This window comes from Nocardioides sp. J54, from assembly GCF_000519005.1.
Lineage (GTDB): Bacteria > Actinomycetota > Actinomycetes > Propionibacteriales > Nocardioidaceae > Nocardioides.
On sequence record NZ_JAER01000005.1, the window covers coordinates 204,676 to 221,929 of the forward strand.

17 protein-coding genes and 3 tRNA genes are annotated in these 17,254 nt (G+C 72.4%); 5 read left to right on the forward strand and 15 right to left on the reverse strand.

Features of this window, described 5'->3' with window-relative positions:
* Positions 1-52: 52 nt before the first annotated feature.
* Positions 53-1,546 carry an NAD(P)/FAD-dependent oxidoreductase gene (locus tag NOCJ54_RS0105755; protein ID WP_051485503.1) on the reverse strand — a complete coding sequence of 498 codons (1,494 nt, stop codon included), beginning with the start codon at positions 1,544-1,546 and terminating at the stop codon, positions 53-55.
* A gap of 380 nt (positions 1,547-1,926) precedes the next feature.
* Here NOCJ54_RS0105755 and NOCJ54_RS0105760 point away from each other — a divergent pair, with 380 nt between their 5' ends.
* Genes NOCJ54_RS0105760 through NOCJ54_RS0105770 form a run of 3 tightly spaced genes read left to right on the forward strand, consistent with a single transcriptional unit; the run spans position 1,927 to position 3,658 of the window.
* The gene (locus tag NOCJ54_RS0105760) at positions 1,927-2,907 is read left to right on the forward strand and encodes an ATP-binding protein (RefSeq protein WP_028654740.1); all 981 of its coding nucleotides are present in this window, start codon (positions 1,927-1,929) and stop codon (positions 2,905-2,907) included.
* Positions 2,908-2,933: 26 nt separating this feature from the next.
* Positions 2,934-3,326, forward strand: coding sequence for a CrcB family protein (locus NOCJ54_RS0105765; protein ID WP_028654741.1), 393 nt, complete (start codon positions 2,934-2,936; stop codon positions 3,324-3,326).
* Positions 3,323-3,658 (forward strand): fluoride efflux transporter FluC, encoded by a 336-nt coding sequence (locus tag NOCJ54_RS0105770; protein WP_028654742.1) that lies wholly within the window; start codon positions 3,323-3,325, stop codon positions 3,656-3,658. Before NOCJ54_RS0105765 ends, NOCJ54_RS0105770 begins: the two co-directional genes overlap by 4 nt.
* A gap of 105 nt (positions 3,659-3,763) precedes the next feature.
* Here the strand turns inward: NOCJ54_RS0105770 and NOCJ54_RS0105775 are convergent, their stop codons facing one another.
* From NOCJ54_RS0105775 to NOCJ54_RS0105785, 3 genes are all read right to left on the reverse strand, one after another.
* Positions 3,764-4,120 carry a metallopeptidase family protein gene (locus tag NOCJ54_RS0105775; protein ID WP_028654743.1) on the reverse strand — a complete coding sequence of 119 codons (357 nt, stop codon included), beginning with the start codon at positions 4,118-4,120 and terminating at the stop codon, positions 3,764-3,766.
* A gap of 75 nt (positions 4,121-4,195) precedes the next feature.
* Positions 4,196-4,269: transfer RNA gene (locus NOCJ54_RS0105780), tRNA-Asp, on the reverse strand.
* A gap of 103 nt (positions 4,270-4,372) precedes the next feature.
* Positions 4,373-4,445 (reverse strand) — tRNA-Glu (locus tag NOCJ54_RS0105785).
* A 166-nt stretch (positions 4,446-4,611) separates the two neighbouring features.
* Here NOCJ54_RS0105785 and NOCJ54_RS0105790 point away from each other — a divergent pair.
* Together NOCJ54_RS0105790 and NOCJ54_RS0105795 are read left to right on the forward strand one after the other, a co-directional pair.
* Positions 4,612-4,685 (forward strand) — tRNA-Phe (locus tag NOCJ54_RS0105790).
* Positions 4,686-4,757: 72 nt separating this feature from the next.
* Positions 4,758-6,149: a hypothetical protein gene (locus NOCJ54_RS0105795; RefSeq protein WP_028654744.1), complete on the forward strand. Its 1,392-nt coding sequence runs from the start codon at positions 4,758-4,760 to the stop codon at positions 6,147-6,149.
* Positions 6,150-6,493: 344 nt separating this feature from the next.
* Here the strand turns inward: NOCJ54_RS0105795 and NOCJ54_RS0105800 are convergent, their stop codons facing one another.
* From NOCJ54_RS0105800 to NOCJ54_RS24080, 11 genes are all read right to left on the reverse strand, one after another.
* Entirely contained in the window at positions 6,494-6,679 is a 186-nt protein-coding gene (locus NOCJ54_RS0105800) for a DUF3073 domain-containing protein (protein ID WP_028654745.1), read from the reverse strand.
* 164 nt (positions 6,680-6,843) lie between these two features.
* Positions 6,844-7,905 (reverse strand): phosphoribosylformylglycinamidine cyclo-ligase, encoded by a 1,062-nt coding sequence (gene purM, locus NOCJ54_RS0105805; protein ID WP_028654746.1) that lies wholly within the window; start codon positions 7,903-7,905, stop codon positions 6,844-6,846.
* A gap of 26 nt (positions 7,906-7,931) precedes the next feature.
* Positions 7,932-9,413 (reverse strand): amidophosphoribosyltransferase, encoded by a 1,482-nt coding sequence (gene purF, locus NOCJ54_RS24070; protein ID WP_051485517.1) that lies wholly within the window; start codon positions 9,411-9,413, stop codon positions 7,932-7,934.
* A gap of 13 nt (positions 9,414-9,426) precedes the next feature.
* Positions 9,427-10,830 (reverse strand): FAD/NAD(P)-binding protein, encoded by a 1,404-nt coding sequence (locus tag NOCJ54_RS0105815; protein WP_051485504.1) that lies wholly within the window; start codon positions 10,828-10,830, stop codon positions 9,427-9,429.
* A gap of 398 nt (positions 10,831-11,228) precedes the next feature.
* Positions 11,229-12,581, reverse strand: a complete 1,353-nt coding sequence (locus NOCJ54_RS0105820; RefSeq protein ID WP_028654748.1) for a dipeptidase — start codon at positions 12,579-12,581, stop codon at positions 11,229-11,231.
* 36 nt (positions 12,582-12,617) lie between these two features.
* Positions 12,618-14,357 (reverse strand): ABC transporter substrate-binding protein, encoded by a 1,740-nt coding sequence (locus NOCJ54_RS24075; RefSeq protein ID WP_051485505.1) that lies wholly within the window; start codon positions 14,355-14,357, stop codon positions 12,618-12,620.
* Positions 14,354-15,247, reverse strand: a complete 894-nt coding sequence (locus NOCJ54_RS0105830; RefSeq protein ID WP_028654749.1) for a hypothetical protein — start codon at positions 15,245-15,247, stop codon at positions 14,354-14,356. Before NOCJ54_RS0105830 ends, NOCJ54_RS24075 begins: the two co-directional genes overlap by 4 nt.
* Positions 15,247-15,909, reverse strand: a complete 663-nt coding sequence (locus NOCJ54_RS0105835; RefSeq protein WP_028654750.1) for a hypothetical protein — start codon at positions 15,907-15,909, stop codon at positions 15,247-15,249. Before NOCJ54_RS0105835 ends, NOCJ54_RS0105830 begins: the two co-directional genes overlap by 1 nt.
* A gap of 4 nt (positions 15,910-15,913) precedes the next feature.
* Positions 15,914-16,609, reverse strand: a complete 696-nt coding sequence (locus tag NOCJ54_RS0105840) for a WXG100-like domain-containing protein (protein WP_442937298.1) — start codon at positions 16,607-16,609, stop codon at positions 15,914-15,916.
* A gap of 12 nt (positions 16,610-16,621) precedes the next feature.
* Positions 16,622-16,867 carry a hypothetical protein gene (locus NOCJ54_RS0105845; RefSeq protein WP_028654752.1) on the reverse strand — a complete coding sequence of 82 codons (246 nt, stop codon included), beginning with the start codon at positions 16,865-16,867 and terminating at the stop codon, positions 16,622-16,624.
* A gap of 109 nt (positions 16,868-16,976) precedes the next feature.
* Positions 16,977-17,254 (reverse strand): WXG100 family type VII secretion target (locus NOCJ54_RS24080; protein WP_036516955.1); only part of this gene is annotated, 278 nt, incomplete at its 5' end.

Here is a 17,254-nt window from a genome sequence, read left to right on the forward strand (position 1 = left end):
AGGAAGCGAGGGAATCACCTCTGGAGCGGCGATTCCCGCGACCGCGCCGGCCTCAGCCCGAGACCTTCACCCCACGCTTGTTCTCGTCGCTCAGCCGCGCCTCCTCGGCCGCCTGCGCCTCGAGCTCGGCACGACGGCGCTCGGCGTCCTCGTACTCGCCGGGCTGGGAGACCAGGTCGGTGGCGCCGCGCTCGAGCCGGGACAGTGCCATCCGGGCGAAGATCTGCTGCTCGGTCGAGGTCCGCTCGGAGCGGCCGGTGCCGATGAAGGAGACCGCCCAGCGCAGGACGGCGGTGACGCGGTTCTTGAAGCCGGTCAGGTAGAAGAGGTGGACGACGAGCCACATGAGCCAGGCGAGGATGCCGGTGATGCGGAGCTTGCCGACCATCGCCACCGCGCGGAAGCGGCTGATGATCGCCATCGAGCCCTTGTCGAAGTACTTGAACGGACCCTGGGCCGGCTTGCCCTTGAGTCGACCGTCGATCTCCTTGGCGGCGTACTTCGCGCCCTGGATGGCGACCTGCGCGACGCCGGGGAGGTTGTCGAGGGAGATCATGTCGCCGACCACGAACACCTCGGGGTAGCCCGGGAGCGTGAGGTCGGGGTTGACCGCGATCCGGCCGGCGCGGTCGAGCGGGGCGCCGGTCTGGTCGGAGAGCTGCTTGCCGAGCGGGTTGGCCTGGACGCCCGCGGCCCACACCTTGGCGACGGCCTCGATGCGCTTCTCGGTGCCGTCCTTGTACTTCACGGTCAGGCCGCGCTCGTCGACGTGCGAGACCAGCGCGCCGAGCATGACCTCGACGCCGAGCTTCTCCAGCTTCTCCTGGGTCCACTTGCCGAGCTTGTTGCCGAACGGCGGCAGCACCTGCGGCGCGGCGTCGACGAGGATGACGCGGGCCTTGCGGGTGCTGATCGAGCGGAAGTCGCGGGTCAGCGTGCGGTGCGCGAGCTCGGCGATCTGGCCGGCCATCTCGACGCCGGTCGGGCCGGCACCGACGACGACGAAGGTCAGCAGGTGGTCGACGTTCTCACCGCGGGCCGCGCCGAGCTCGGCCATCTCGAAGGCGCCGAAGATCCGGCCGCGCAGCTCGAGGGCGTCGTCGATGCTCTTCATGCCGGGGGCGAACTCGGCGAAGTGGTCGTTGCCGAAGTAGGACTGGCCGGCGCCGGCGGCGACGATCAGCGAGTCGTACGGCGTCACCAGCTCGCGCCCGAGGACGTGGGAGGTGACCAGGCGCTGCTCGAGGTCGACCTCGGTGACCTCGCCGAGGAGGACCTGGGCGTTCTTCTGGTCCGCCAGCACCTCACGGGTCGGCGGGGCGATCTCGCCCTCGGAGAGGATGCCGGTCGCCACCTGGTAGAGCAGCGGCTGGAAGAGGTGGTGGGTCGTCTTCGCGATCATCGTCACGTCGACGTCCGCCTTGCGCAGGGCCTTGGTGCCGAACAGGCCACCGAAGCCGGAGCCGATCACGACCACCTGGTGGCGGTCGGAACGGGGGACGATCACGCGGTCGGACGGTTCCGGCTGGGTGTCGCCTGCTGCCATGGCTCCTCCTGAGTCGCATCTGCGCTGGGGTGGCTGCGGGCGGCGGGCCTGACCGTCCGCGGTCGGGGTACGTCACCGTCAGGGTGTCGCACGCCACCATTCTCCCGCTACCGCTCCGGCATACCCAACACTGGGTCATGGTCTCGTCCGTCACTTTTCCTTGACGCCACCAGTCCGTGCCGTTCCCGGCCCTGTGCCGGCCCTGTGTCGGCACTGTGCGGGCCGGTGCCGGGCGGTGTCCGGCGCGGCGCCGTACGTGTCGCGACCGTCACCAAATGGGTGAGAATCGGTTGTTTGGTTGCGAGTTCAACCGGGTAGACCCCCCGGGATCAGGCCGATGTCGCCCTGACCCAGGCACTGACACCGCGAAAGGTTCCTCCGTGCAGCACCGGCAGACCCTCGATCTGGCCCCCGGGCCGCGCAGCGTGCACGACGCACGCCGCTGGGTCGTGGCCACCTGCCGGGAGCTCGGCCGCGAGGACCTCGTCGACTGCGCCGAGCTCGGCATCTCCGAGCTGGTGACCAACGCCGTGCTGCACGGCGACCAGCCCGTGCGGATGCAGGTCAGCGGCACGCCGGAGCACCCCCGCTTCGAGGTGCACGACGCATCGACGATCGCGCCCCAGCCGTCGACCCAGGCCGGCGGCTTCGACCTCGACGCCTTCGACCTCGACGCCTTCGACGCCCTCGACGAGGCGCAGCTGGCCAGCCTGACCACGGTCGGGCGCGGCCTCGACATCGTCGCCCGCGCCTCGATCGCGTGGGGCGCGGAGATCGAGGAGGACGGCAAGACGGTCTGGTTCGAGCCGGCGCCGGAGCTGTCCGAGGAGGGCGGGGCGCCGTACCAGCTCACCTACGCCCGCAGCCCCTTCGCCGAGGACCACACCCGCGTCGGTGAGGTCGCGGTCCAGATCAACGGCGTCCCGGTCGTCGCGTTCGGCCACTTCCAGCGCCACTACCGCGACCTGCGCCGTGAGATCCGTCTGCTCGCGCTCGCCCACGAGGACGACTACCCGCTGGCGAAGGTCCTCTCCGAGCACTTCGACGCGCTCGAGCGGCCGCTGCGCTCCAACATGGGCCGCGAGCAGGTCGACGAGGCCAACGACGGCGGCCGCACCACCGTTGACCTCCGCCTGCGGATGCCGCGCGAGACCGCGCGGCAGATCGGCGGCCTGATCGACCTGCTCGACGCCGCCGACGAGTTCAGCCGGGCGCAGCGCCTGCTCACCGCCCCGCGCGAGCCCGAGCAGCGCGCCTTCCAGATCTGGTTCCTCGGCGAGTTCCGCCGCCAGGCGGCCGGCGCCCCGCCGGTGGCCTGGCAGGGCAGCGCCGGCTCCGGCGCCCCCTCCCGCGCGCTCTGACCCGCCACTCCCCCTACGCTCGGCGCATGACCGTCGGACCGCGCCACTACGCCGCGGTCGCCGTCGGCGGCGCGGTCGGCGCCGTGGTCCGGTACGCCGCCGTCGAACTCGCGCCCGACGGCCCCGGCTTCTCGTGGACCACCTTCGCGGTCAACGTCGCCGGCGCCGCACTGCTCGCCGGGCTCCTGCTCCTCCCGCTGGCGCGCCGCTCGACCGTCTGGGCCGCCGGGCTCGGTCCCGGCCTCCTCGGGGGCTTCACGACCTTCTCCGCGACCTCGGAGCAGGCTCGTGCGCTGCTCGCCGACGGCCGGCCCGCCCTCGCCGCCGCCTACGTGCTCGGCACGCTCGCGGCCGCCCTGGCCGCCGTCGCGGTCGTGGGCCGCCTCGCTCCCCCGCTGCCCGGGGAGGACGAGCTGTGAGCCTCCTCGGCGCACTCCTGGTCGGCCTGGGCGGCGGCGCGGGCTCGGCCCTGCGCTACGCCCTCGGCCAGCGGTACGACGACCGGTGGCACCACGGCACCCTGGCCGCCAACACCGTTGCCAGCCTCCTGCTCGGCCTCTGCGCCGGCTGGGCCCTCGACGGCCACGCCCTCGCACTGGCCGGCACCGGCTTCTGCGGCGGCCTGTCGACGTACTCCTCCCTGGCCGTGCAGACCCGCGACCTCGGCCCCCGCCGCGGCGCCGCCTACGCCGCCCTCACCGTCGCTCTGGGCCTCGCCGCAGCCGCCGTCGGCTTCCTCGTGGCGCGGTAGTCCGGGGGCTTTCCGCGGTAGTCCCGGGTCAAAAGCACCGCGACACGCCGCTGGAAGGTGCTTTTGACCCGGGACTACCGCGAAGGTCTTGACAGCAGGGCCGGGTCAGGCGTAGCCGAGGTCGTGGAGGCGGGCGTCGTCGATGCCGAAGTGGTGGGCGACCTCGTGGACGACGGTGATCCGGACCTCCTCGGCGAGCTCCTCGGCGTCCTCGCACATGTCGAGCAGGGGGCCGCGGAAGAGGAAGATCCGGTCGGGCAGGTGCGGCACCAGGCCGCTGTCGCGCTCGGTGAGCGCCACGCCGTCGTACAGGCCCAGCAGGTCGTCGGGCTCGCCCTCGGGCGGCTCGTCCTCGACGAGGACCACGACGTTGTGGACCAGGCGCGCGAGCTCCTCGGGGATCTCGTCGAGCGCGGTGTCCACCAGCGCGTCGAACTCCTCGGGGCTCATCTCGACCGGCACGCGGCCATTGTGCCGGTCGCCGGTCCGGGCGGAAAAAGCAAGCAGCCCGGACCTTGCGGTCCGGGCTGTCTCTTGCGACCCCGACGGGACTCGAACCCGCGGCCTCCGCCGTGACAGGGCGGCGCGCTAACCAACTGCGCTACGGGGCCTTGGCGCCTTCCCGTGCAGTTCTCACTGCGCGGTGAAGCGGATGGAACTCTAACCCATGCGCGAGCGAGGAACCCAATCGGGAGCACCACCCGCGCCATCGAGCACCCCCAACCGGATTCGAACCGGCGTACCCGCCGTGAAAGGGCGGTGTCCTGGGCCGCTAGACGATGGGGGCCCTCCGTCGCCCGGACGTGCCCGGCGACGGCCCGCTCAGCATAGTGGGAGCGGCGTCGCGCACGCCCATCGACCGAGCCACGGCAGGCAGCGACCGACCGGTGAGGGACCACGGTGCGGTGCCGCTTTCGTGACTTCGCAGGTGCTCCGGTATGGTGTGCGGGCCCGGCCAGGTAGCTCAGTTGGTACGAGCGACCGACTGAAAATCGGTAGGTCGGCGGTTCGACCCCGCCCCTGGCCACGTGCAACCGAAGGGCCCCGCTTCTGCGGGGCCCTTCGGCGTTCCCCACCCTCTCCGTGAGAGCCTGCGCGGGTGCTGCCCGCCTTCGAGATCGTCGCGCGCCACCGGCCCGTGGACGTCGTGGGCACCGTGCTCGTCGAGGAGCAGCACGACGGCGCTCAGCAGTCGAGCACGGGGCAGCTGCCCCTGCTCGCGCCCTTCGCCGCGGTCGAGGTGTCACTGTCCGGTCGCGGCGGGGGTACGACGGCGAGCCTGGCCGGGCCGGACGGGACCCAGCTGTCCTCGACGGTCGACCAGGGCCGGGTCTTCATCACCACCCGCTCCGGCGACGACGAGCGGGTCCACCGCAGCCGGCGCCACGGCCAGGTCCGCCGCTCCCCCGGCCGCCTCGCGCTGGCGCTGACCGGCACGCACGTCGCGGCGCTGACGCTCGAGGACGGCGCCTGGGTCGTCCGGGCGCGGGTGGACCTGTCGCGTCCCGGCGCGGCGCTGGCGGCCGACGTGCGCGACCCGGCCTGGCTGGCCGGCCTGGTCGCCGGCTGGTCCTCGACGGAGGCCGGGACGGTCACCGGCTGGCGCGCCGGGACGTTCGGGCAGCTGGGGCTCAGGGACGTCCGGCTGGTGACGTGGGCGGACGGGACGCCGTACCGCCTCGACGACGGCTCGGTGATGGTCTCCGCGACCAGCGCGGGACCCGGGTTCTTCGGCACGGCACACACCTCGACGTGGACTCTGGACGCTCAGGGGGAGGTGCGGCGCGGTGCCGTGCTGTTCTTCCAACGACCCGACCGGCCCGGCGGCTACGGCGACCACGCCACCCACGTCGTGCGCGACGGGGACCGCTGGCTGGTCGCCACGAGCACGTGGTCGGACTTCCCGACCGACCCACGGGCGCGGCGCGGCGCCCGGGTCGGCGTCACCCTCGCCGAGACGACGGCCGACCTGACCCGCGGACAGCACCTGCTCCCGACGCGGACGCTCGCGCTGCCGACGGACGGGCCGAGCGTCGGGGTGTGGGACCCCCACCTGGTCCGCGACGACGACGGGTCGTGGCTGGTCGGCTACGTGAGTGCGCGGAAGTTCTTCGACTTCCACCCGGTGCTCGCCTCGGGGCCGTCCCTGGACGAGCTGTCGCTGCGTGGCGCGGCCGGCGACCGTACGGCGACGGAGGGCACCACCCTGGTGCGCCTCGACGGCGCGTGGCGGGTGCTCGCCAGCGACGGCCGGGACAACCGCCGGGCGGTGCGAGGTCGGTTCCCGGTGTTCGACACCGACCTGCGCGAGGTCGGCACCGTGGCGGCGCCGTACCCGACGAACATCCCGTGGCCCACGCTCGTCCCGCCGGACCCGGCGGTCCCCGGGGACCGCTGGCGCCTGGTGACCTTCAACGGCCGCCCGCTCGGGGGTCCGCTCGCCGGCTACGGCACCCACGGCGACCTGGTGGTCATGCGCGAGCGCGACTGAGTGACGGCTGGTCCGCCGTCCGGGGTCGCCACAGCCCGCCACAGGCCGCCACGAGGGCCCGGAGGTTTCGAGGCTCGGCGCTGGCGCGCCTCACACCTCAACCACCGGGCGCTGAGCACCCAGCGCTGAGTCACGCTCGGACCACCGACGGGCGAGCAACGACGAGCTACGTGCTCGCGCTACGAACGGCTTGCCGCCACGCGGACGTCACCGCCTACCGGAGGCAACGGCGTGCGCGGCAGCGCGGCTCCCGCGCCGGAGGCGCGTCGTGCGACGCCCGCGGGCCGAGCGCCAGCGAGGTCCGTGCGGCGAGCACGACAGGCGACGCGCTCGCGCAGAAGAACTCAGTCGCGGGGGTCGGCGTAGTCCGACCACTTGTCCAGGTCGACGTCGTCGAGGTCGTCCTCGGGACGCTTCACCGGCTCACCGTGGAGCTCGCGCGCCAGCGCAGAGAGATCCGTGTCGTGAGTGCGGTACTTCAGGTCGCGTGCGACCTTGGTCTGCTTGGCTTTCGCTCGGCCGCGGCCCATAGGGTCCAGCCCCCTCGCACACTTGGCCGGGACCCTCCGGGCCCCGGACTGCTGAATCAGAGTCTCGTGAGGACAACGGTACATGGCCCGTGGCTGTTCCCGCACGCTGGGGAGGCCTCAGGCGAGCCGCCGGCGGTGCCTGCCAGCGGCAGGCGTGGCCAGCGTCACCAGCCGGGGTGCTGCCCGACCAGCTCGACGGTGCCCTTCTGCTCCGGGTCCTCGCTGACCTCGCCGGCGACCCAGCTGTCGATGCCGAAGTCCGCGAGGCGGGCCAGGGCGGCGTCGACGGAGTCAGGGGCGACGAGGGCGACCATGCCGACGCCGCAGTTGAGGGTGGCCTCGAGGTCGGGCTGGGCGACGTCGCCGACCTTGCGGACGACGTCGAAGACCGGGGCGGGGGTCCAGGTGCCGCGGTCGAGGGTGGCCTTGAGCTCGGCGGGCATCACCCGGGCGAGGTTGTTGGCCAGGCCGCCGCCGGTGATGTGGGCCATCGCGTGGGTCTCGGTCTCGCGGGCGAGCGCGAGGGCCGGCTTGGTGTAGATGCGGGTGGGCTCGAGGAGCTCCTCCCCCAGCGTGCGGCCGAACTCCTCGACCTGCCGGTCGACGGTCCAGCCGGCCTGGGTGAAGAACACGTGGCGGGCGAGCGAGTAGCCGTTGGAGTGCAGGCCGCTGGCCGCCATCGCGACGACGACGTCGCCGGGGCGGACCAGGTCGGCGCCGAGCAGCGCGTCGGCCTCGACGACGCCGGTGGTGGCGCCCGCGACGTCGTACTCGTCGGGCGCGAGCAGGCCCGGGTGCTCGGCGGTCTCGCCGCCGACCAGCGCGCACCCGGCCTCGACGCAGGCCTCGGCGATGCCCTTGACGATCGCGGCGATCCGCTCGGGCACGACCTTGCCGGTCGCGATGTAGTCGGTCATGAAGAGCGGCTCGGCGCCGCAGACGACCAGGTCGTCGACGACCATGCCGACGAGGTCGAAGCCGATGGTGTCGTGCTTGTCGACCATCTGCGCGACGGCGACCTTGGTGCCGACGCCGTCGGTGGAGGTCGCGAGCAGCGGACGCTTGTACGACGTGAGGGCGCTCGCGTCGAAGAGGCCGGCGAACCCGCCGAGGCCGCCCATCATCTCCGGGCGGCGGGCCTTCTCGACCCACTCCTTCATCAGGTCGACGGCGCGGTCCGCGGCCTCGATGTCGACGCCGGCTCGGGCGTACGCGTTGTCAGCCACGGTTCCCTCGGTCTCCTCGGTTGGGGTCACGGGTTGTTGAAAACAGGGAGGGCCTCGCCGTGCGTGGTCGGCTCGAGGGTCGCCTCCAGCAGGTGCTTGCCGAGCAGGCTCTCGTCGGGGAGCTCGATCGGGTACTGGCCGGTGAAGCAGGCCGTGCACAGGGTGCTCTGCGGCTGGCGGGTGGCCTCGACCATGCCCTCCAGCGAGATGTAGCCGAGGCTGTCAGCGCCCACGCTGGCGGCGATCTCGTCGACGTCGAGGCCGTTGGCGATCAGCTCCGCGCGGGTGGCGAAGTCGATGCCGTAGAAGCAGGGCCACTTGACCGGCGGGCTGGAGATCCGGACGTGGACCTCGGTGGCACCGGCCTCGCGCAGCATCCGCACCTGGGCGCGCTGGGTGTTGCCGCGCACGATGGAGTCGTCGACCACCACGATGCGCTTGCCGCGGATCATGTGCTCGAGGGCGTTGAGCTTGAGCCGGATGCCGAGCTGGCGCAGGGTCTGGCTGGGCTGGATGAAGGTGCGTCCGACGTAGGCGTTCTTGACGAAGCCCTGGCCGAACGGGATGCCGCTCTCGAGGGCGTAGCCGGAGGCGGCCGGCGTCCCCGACTCGGGGACCGGGATGACCAGGTCGGCCTCGACGGGGAACTCGCGGGCCAGCTGGCGGCCCATCTCGACGCGCGCCTCGTGGACGCTGCGACCGGCGATGGTGGCGTCGGGGCGGGCGAGGTAGACGTACTCGAACACGCAGCCCTTGCGGCGCGGCTCGGAGAACTTGTGGGAGCGCAGGCCGTCCTCGTCGATGACGATCAGCTCGCCGGGCTCGACCTCGCGGACCACGCTGGCGCCGACGGTGGCGAGGGCGGAGTCCTCGCTGGCGACGACCCAGCCGCGGTCGAGGCGACCCAGGACGAGCGGGCGGATGCCCTCGGGGTCGCGGGCGGCGTACAGGGTGTTCTCGTTCATGAAGACGAACGAGAAGGCCCCCTCGACCTGCGGGAGCAGCTCGAGCGCGCGGGACTCCAGCGACGTGTCCGGGTGGTGTGCCAGGAGCGCCGTGACCAGGCTGGTGTCGTTGGTCGACGCCTCGAGGTCGCGGGCGTGGATGTCGAGCTCGCCCTCGTCGCTCGGCAGCTCGTGGACCATCTGGGCCAGCGCGGCGGTGTTGATCAGGTTGCCGTTGTGACCGAGGGCGATCGAGCCCTCCTCGGTCGGGCGGAAGGTCGGCTGGGCGTTCTGCCACGTGCTCGCACCGGTGGTGGAGTAGCGGCAGTGGCCGACGGCCAGGTGCCCAGCGAACGACTCGAGGGTGTTCTCGTCGAAGACCTGGGAGACGAGTCCCATGTCCTTGTAGACGAGGATCTGACGTCCGTTGCTGACCGAGATCCCGGCCGACTCCTGCCCCCGGTGCTGCAGGGCGTAGAGACCGAAGTAGGTCAGCTTGGCGACGTCCTCACCCGGGGCCCACACACCGAAGACTCCGCACACGGCTTCCAGCCTACCGGCGATCCGGCCGGGGTCGTCAGTTGACGACGCTGCCGCGAGACGTGCGCTCCGCCACGGCGGCGGCGACCTGCGCGGCCTGGGCGCGGATCTCGGGGATCGCGGTCGACTCCCACAGCGTGCCCTTGCGGGGCGGGCCGACGACGTGGAGGCCGGGGACCGGGTGTCCGGCGGCGTCGACCACCTGCCCGGCCTCGGTGGTGTCGATGCCGAGCGCGAGGCGGTCGGGGCGGACGGTCCCCCGCGCGAGCAGCGAGCGGATGAGCGGGTCGGAGCTCTGGTGCACGTCGGACAGGGGGCCGGTGCAGTTGACGACCGCGTCGACATCGTACGACGGCAGGTCGGCGGTGGTGCCGATGCGGCAGCGGGCGCCGAGGTCCTCGACGGTGTCGAGGCGTCCGGCGCGCACGTGCAGGCGACCCTCGTAGCGGTAGCGCTGCAGGCGCAGGGCGACGTCGGGCGCCATCCGGTGGCGGCGGATCTCCCACTCGCGGGCGTGGACCTCGAGGAAGCGGACGCGCTCGTCGTGCGGCAGCCGGCGCCAGAGGTCCTGGGTGGCCGGACGGAGGCCGTCGACGACCGCGCGCCAGCCGACGCCGCGCTCGGCTGCGGCGGCGCACTCCTCGCGGACGACCGCGGCGACCTCGTCGGCGGTGACCGGGCCGTCGCCCTCCGGGACGCGGGTGACCCAGGCGGTGTGCGCCTGGCCGACGTGCGGCTTCGGGAGGAGGCCGTTGCGGCTGAGCATGGTGACCTCGCGGCCGGGGCCGTCCTCGAGCAGCGTGATCACGGTGTCGACGGCGGTGAGGCCGGTGCCGACGACCACGACGGAGGCGTCGGCCGGGAGGGCGCGCAGGCGGGCGAGCTGCCACGGGTTGGCGACGTGCCACGCCGCCTCGGGCAGCTCCTCGCCGGTGGCGGCGGCGACCAGCGGGCGCGGCGGCTGGTTGCCGTGGCACAGCACGACGGACGACGCGTGCGAGCGGGACCGCTCGGTGACGACCTCGAACCCGTCGGGGGTCGCGACGACGTCGATGACGCGGCCGGCCTGCACGCGCAGCCGGTCGTCGGCCACGTCGGCGAGCCGGTCCTGCAGGTAGATCGCGTAGTCAGCCCGCGGCAGGAAGCCCTGCGGGTCGTCGCTGCGCCCGGTCCGCATCGCCCAGTCGAGCAGGTCGGAGGGCGAGTCCGGGAACGCGCTCATGTGCCGCGCGCGGACGTTGAGCAGGTGCCGCTGGTCGTTGGTGCCGTAGGCGATGCCTCGCCCGACGATCCCGCTCGCCTCGTGGATCACGACCTCGAGGGAGGGGTCGTCCGAGCGGACCAGGAGGTTGATCGCCGTGAGCACCCCACTCGCGCCACCGCCGATCACCGCGACCCGGGTTCGTTCGCCGACCTGTCCGCGGTCCTCCGTCACCGTCATAACAGTGAGTCTACAGAATCACTCGACTTTCGAGGGAAACGGGACGCCGTACGACGAGGTGCGTGGTGTGGCGGCACGAGGTGTGAGGCTTGGCGGCACGAGGTGCGTGGTGTGGCGGCACGAGATGCGTGGTGTGGCGGCACGAGATGCGTGGCTTGGCGGCACGAGGTGTGAGTCGTGGCGTCGGCGTACGACCACGACCGCCACCTCGCGCAGCCCCAACCCGCACCTCGTGCAACCACAACTCGCACCTCGCGCAACCACAACCCGCACTTCGTGCCGCGAACCTTCACACCTCGCGGTGCGAACCTTCACACCTCGCGGTGCGAACCCTCACACCTCGCGGTGCGAACCCACGCACTTCGTGGTGGCGCGGGTGGGTTGAGGGGTGCGGTGGGTCAGCCGGCGAGGTTGCGGAGGAGGAGGGCCTCGGCGAGGAGGACCTTCTCGAACTCGGCGAGGTGCAGGCCCTCGTTGGCGCCGTGGGCGCGGGTGTCGGGGTCCTCGACGCCGGTGACGAGCACGGAGGCGTCCGGGAAGGTCTCGAGGAACTCCGCGATGAACGGGATCGAGCCGCCGACGCCCATGTCGACCGGGGCGGTGCCGTCCCAGGCCTCGGCGAAGGCGGCGCGGGCGGCGTCGTACGCCGGGCCGGTGGCCTCGATCTGGGTGGCCTCGCCGGTGTCGACGACCGTGACGGTGAGCTCCGCGCCCCACGGCACGTGCGCCTCGAGGTGGCGCGTCAGGCAGGCGAGGGCGTTCTCGGCGGTGTCGCCGGGCGCGATCCGCATCGAGATCTTGGCCCGGGCGGAGGGCACGAGGGTGTTGGAGGCGCCGTCGACCTTCGGCGCGTCGAGGCCGGTGATGCTCAGCGCGGGCTTGGTCCAGAGCCGCTCGACGGCGGAGCCCTCGCCGATCCACTCCAGGCCGGGGATGGCGCCGGACTCGGCGCGCAACCGCTCCTCGGGGTAGTCGACGTCGGCGGCCGGGCCGGAGTGCAGGCCCTCGACGACGAGGTTGCCGCGGTCGTCGTGCAGCGAGGCGATGAGGCGCGAGAGGGTGATCAGGGCGTCGGGGGCCAGGCCGCCCCACATGCCGGAGTGCACGGCGTGGGTGAGCGTGCGGACCTCGACGTCGACGCGGACCAGGCCGCGCAGCGAGGTGGTCAGCGCGGGGACGCCGATGTCCCAGTTGCCGGAGTCGGCGATGACGATGACGTCGGCGGCGAGCCGGTCCTGGTAGGCCTTCAGCAGCTCGGGCAGGGTGTCGGAACCGACCTCCTCCTCCCCCTCGATGAACAGCTTGACGGTCACGGGGAGGTCGTCGCCGAAGGCGCGCAGCGCGGCGACGTGGGTGATGACGCCGGCCTTGTCGTCGGCGGCACCGCGGGCGTAGAGGCGGCCGTTGCGCTCGGTCGGCTCCCACGGCGGGGAGTCCCACTCGGCGTGGTCGTTCTCGGGCTGGACGTCGTGGTGGGCGTAGAGCAGCACGGTGGGCGCGCCCTCGGGCCCCTTCTTCTCGCCGATGACGGCGGGCGGCGCGCCGTCGTACGCGCGCACGATCTCGACGTCCACCCCCTCGGCGGCGAACAGGGCGGCCGTGGCCCTCGCGCTCTCCTCGACCTGGTCGAGGCGGGCGGGGTCGGCGCTCACGGACTGGATGCGCACGAGTGCCTCGAGGTCCGATCGGACGCCCGGGAGGAGCCCGGCGAGGCGCGTGCGCAGGTCGGCGGTGGTGACAGGTCCGGTCATGACCGCCAACCTACCCGGGCCGACCGGTGCCTCCGGTCAGCGGTCGGTGCGGCTCCACCCGGCGATCCCGGACGTGAGCGACCCGGTCGCGCCCGGCCGCGGGGTGACGCCGTCGAGGCCGGGCACGCGCAGGGTGACGACCGGGTTCATCGCGACCGGCAGGGCGATCGCGTCGTCGACGATGGTGCGCTCGATGCGGGCCCGCAGGTCGCGGGCGTCGTACCGGTCCGCCGCGCCGTCCCACCGGGCGATGAGCTCGTCGCGCTGGGTGTTCTCGAGGCCGGGGAGGTTGGTCTGCCCGTTGCCTCCCCACCAGCGGGTCAGGTCGGCGGCGGTGCGGGGCACGGGCACGCGCACGAGTGCCGCCTGCCAGTCCGAGCCGTCGGCCATCGGGTCCGCGAGCTCGGAGGTGCCGCAGTCCGACAGCGACCAGCCGGCCTCGGCCACCGAGCGCAGCAGCACCTTGAACGCCCGCTGCGCGAAGGGGCTGGAGCGCTCGTAGAGCACGCACACGTTCGTCCCGCCCGGCACGCCGGCGCGGGCACGCTCGGCACCCGGGTCCTTGGCGGGCCGGCCGAAGGCCCGCTCGAAGCGCGAGTCCTCCTGGGCGATGTCGTAGCCCTCGCCGTCGGGCTCGAAGAGGACGGTGTTGGACGAGGTGTAGGCGTCGGCCCAGGCTCCCCCGCCGGCCTCGGCGAGGTCGCCGCGCGGCACGGCGCGCAGGAAGGCGGCGCGGGCGGCGCGGCGCTCGAAGGGGCCGTCGGCGCGCAGCGCGAGGACCCACATGGTGCCGTCGTGGCTGGTGGCGAGGCCGTAGTCCCGGCGCTCGAGCGCGCGGACCTGCTTGCGCCGCTCGACGACCGGCGCGACCTGGGCGACGTCGACGTCACCTGCCTCGAGGGCGGCGACCTTCTCCTCGTCCGACATGTCGACCAGCTCGACGCGCTCGAACGACGGGTTCAGCGAGCCGGTGTACTCGCCGTTGGCGACGAGCTCGACCTTGACGGCACCGGAGTCCTGCTCGGCGATGTCGGTCACGCGGTAGGGACCGCTGGAGACGAGCAGCTGCTCGTCGATGTCGTCGGAGGAGAGCCGGAAGCCCTCGTTCCACTCGGTTGCCAGCTTCTCCAGCGTGGACTCGTCCTCGTCACGGACGGCGTCGACGACGGCCTTCTTGGCCTCCATCGGGTCCTCGATGTCGAGCGCCCGCTGGCCCAGCACGTGGGCCGGGACGGCGACGTCCAGGGCGGTCTGCCAGTCCTGGACGGGCCGGGAGAACTCCACCTCGACCGCCCGGTCCGACTCCTCGACCGACGCCAGCCGCTCGCTCGCAGCCAGGCCGGTGGGTACGGCGTCGAAGCCGCCCTCGCCGTCGGAGCCGGCGGCCCACGCCAGCACCAGGTCCGCCGAGTCGACGGGGATGCCGTCGGACCAGGTGGGCTCGGCCAGGTCGTAGCGGACCGTGAACGGGTCGTCCCCGGTGACCTCGACCGACCCGAAGCCCTCGTCAGGCACCACGGCGCCCTTGACGAGCTCGGCGAAGCGCCCGCGGGTCATCGCGGCCACGTCGCGGTTGCCGGGCGTCGCGTCGGCGAGCGAGGCATGGTTCGCGCTCGTCAGCGCGCTGGACCAGGCGACGGTGACCTCGGAGCCCTTGACGACGGACTCGGGCAGCCCGGCCTGGCACCCGGACGCGACCACGGCCAGGGCGACCCCGCCGACGAGTCCGGCGGTGCGCCTGCGTCGGTGGTCACGGTGGCGACGGGTTCCGGTCACCGCGATCGCTTCAGGAACTTGAGGGAGCCCTCGACCCGGGACGGCCGCTCCACGTGCCGCGTGGTGTAGATGGGCAGGTCCCGGCCCGGCGCGGCCACGGTCGTGCCCGGAGGCATCAGCTCGGCGAGGGCGTGCACGAGGTCGATCATCCGCGACGCGGTCGAGAACACCCACGCCCAGACGTCCGCGTGCGTCGTGGACACCTCGCCGTAGTTGTTGTAGGCGAAGAGCCAGGAGTCGCACAGCTCCAGGTCGAACGAGGTCGCGATGTCGTTCGCGATGGCCAGCGGCTCACCCGTGAGCAGCGCCCGGGCCCGGTCCGCCTCGTCCTTCGGGCAGCGCGCGGTGAAGTTGAGCTTGCCCCGGCCGAGGTCCAGCCGCGGCGCGGCCTTCCGGAACTTCCCCAGCGGCGAGTCGTCGTCGCCGCCTGCGGACTCGTCGAAGAACGACGCCACGGTGATCGCCGCCGCGACCACGTTCTTCGGGCTCAGGGCGCCGAACTTGCCGGCGTCCAGGTAGACGTGCGGCAGCGGCAGGCCGTGGCGCACCGCGATGTAACCACCCCGGTGCGGCTCGAAGTTGTCGCCGATCATGAGCTTCGGCCCGAGGTTGCCGAGCTCGACGTACGGCTCGGTCCGCGTCGCCACGACGTCCTTGCAACGGTGCACGAAGTGCAGTCCCGGCAGCTGCGGGGCGTCGGGGACGTCGAGCCCGACGGCCGCCCGGTAGTCGAGGCCGTTGGCCGCGGCGAAGGCCCGGATGACGTCGTCGCCGTCGCCGGTCCCCTTGCCCTCCTTGCCGCCGGGCTTCAGCGCCCCCAGGCGGCGCACCACCGACCGGTCCCGCTCCAGCGGCGAGGCGTCGAACCAGAGCGGGACGTCACCGCTCATCAGTTCCAGCCGTCCGCACCGAAGTCCCACTGCGGGCGGTCGCCCGCGCCGTCGGTCACCGACGCCATGTAGTCGCGCACGTCGGCGACGGAGATCTTCTCCCCGTTCACCTCGACCCCGGCGTTGACCTGGTTGACGACCTCGTTGAGGATCTCCTGGACGATCTCGGGCTTGAGCTCCTCGCCCACCGACGCCTGGACCTCGCTGACGGCCGCTGCGTGCGCCGTGGCGGCGACCGAGCGCAGGCCCAGGAACCCGGCGTTGTTGCTGACGTACTGCATCGTCTTCAGCCAGCCGTCGTTGCTGACCTTCTCCTTGAGGGCGCTCGGCGCCAGGTCCTTCAGCTCCGCCCAGCCCTTCAGGTCGCGGGCACCGGCGTAGTGGTCGAGCAGGCCGCCGCGGCGGATCAGGATGTCGACCATCTGCTTGTAGTCGTCGGTCCCGGAGTCGTTGTCGCGGGTGCTGTTGTTGTTGATGCTGTGCCGGAACTGCGCCAGGCGCGAGGCGTCCGCGTCGGTGTCGCGGAGCCGGACCACGTCCGAGTCGAGCCTCCGGCCCTGGTTGCGCAGCTTCTGCGCCAGGCCGATGTTGAGGTGCACGGCAGCGAAGTCCATCGAGAACTTGATGTCGTTGAACAGCGACTTCAGCTTGAGAACGCTCATGTGCTCACTCCGTGATGTGCAGGGCCGCGAGGTCCGAGAGGTACTGCGTCACGATCGACTCGAGGTCGCCGGCGTTCTGGTCCATGTCGGCCGACGCCTGCTCGAGGACCTGCAGGTCGAAGTACATGCCGCCGAGGTCGGCGCCGGTGTCCTCGACGAGGGGCGCCTCCAGCACGGCCTGCACCAGTCGCGGCACCTGGTCCTTGAGCGCGTTGATGACCGGCTCGTCGACGGCGTCGATGACGGCCGACACGGCGAGGTCGGTGAGCACGCCCATGGCGAACTTCATCGCGATCATCCGGGCCGCGGCGGCGGCCGCACCCAGCGGACCGAGCGCGAGCATCGGGATCAGGGTCGCGACCTGGATGGTGATCTGCGCGATCGTCTTGGTCTTGAGCCCGGTCACGACGTAGCCGGCCGCGTCGATGCCGATCGCGACGGGGTCGAGGACGTCCAGCACCTGCTGGAGGTTCTGCGACCGGGTGGTGTTCCAGGCGGAGACGTAGGCCTCGCCACCGCGGCTGCGCACGCCGTCGGCGAGGTCGATGGCGACGCGACGGTCGACGGCGAGGATCAGCGCCTCGAGGTCGTCACGGAGCTGGCGGGTGAGGTTGGCGGCCTTGTGGACCTCGTCCTCGTTGATGTCGGGCCAGTCGATCCCGATCTTCTCCATGATCCAGATCAGGTTGTCCGGGAGCATGATCGCCAACGGTCAGGCTCCTGTCCCGTTGTCGAGGTCGAGGTTCAGTTCCTCGCCGCCCTCCTCGGCCATCGCCAGGTAGCGCTGCCCCTCCTCGCTGCTGAGCCACGCCTGGGCGTGGGCGATGAAGGTCGCAGGCGCCTCCTCGGCCTCCTCGGCGGTGCCGAAGGGGCCCAGCCAGCCGTCCTTGCGCTCCGGGCCGCGTACGACGCTGCCGGTGGCCACGTCGTACCAGTAGCTCTCTTTGTCGTTCACCATCGCCGTATCCCTCGTTGCCCTCGTTGCCCTCGTGGTCCGTGCCGGGTCCGTTCCCAGCACGGGGTCGGCAGCCAGTGGCTGCCGACCCCGTGCGCGGGACGAGATCGCCTCAGGAGGAGGCGAGGCTGCTGTCGAGGTCCTCGAACGCGGTCTTCATCTGGCGCAGCGAGGTCGCCATCGCCGGGATCGCCTCGAGGGCGGACTCCAGGCCGTCGCTGACCTCCTCGTAGGAGTCGAGGAACGAGACGGAGGCGGCGTTGGTGCTGAAGCTGCTCTCGGTCAGCTCCTGGACCAGGCTGCGCAGCTCGGACAGGAGGCTGTTGATGTCCTCCTTGCCGGTGTCCAGCTTGTCGGCGGCGGCGTCGATGTCGTCGTAAGTGAGCTCCT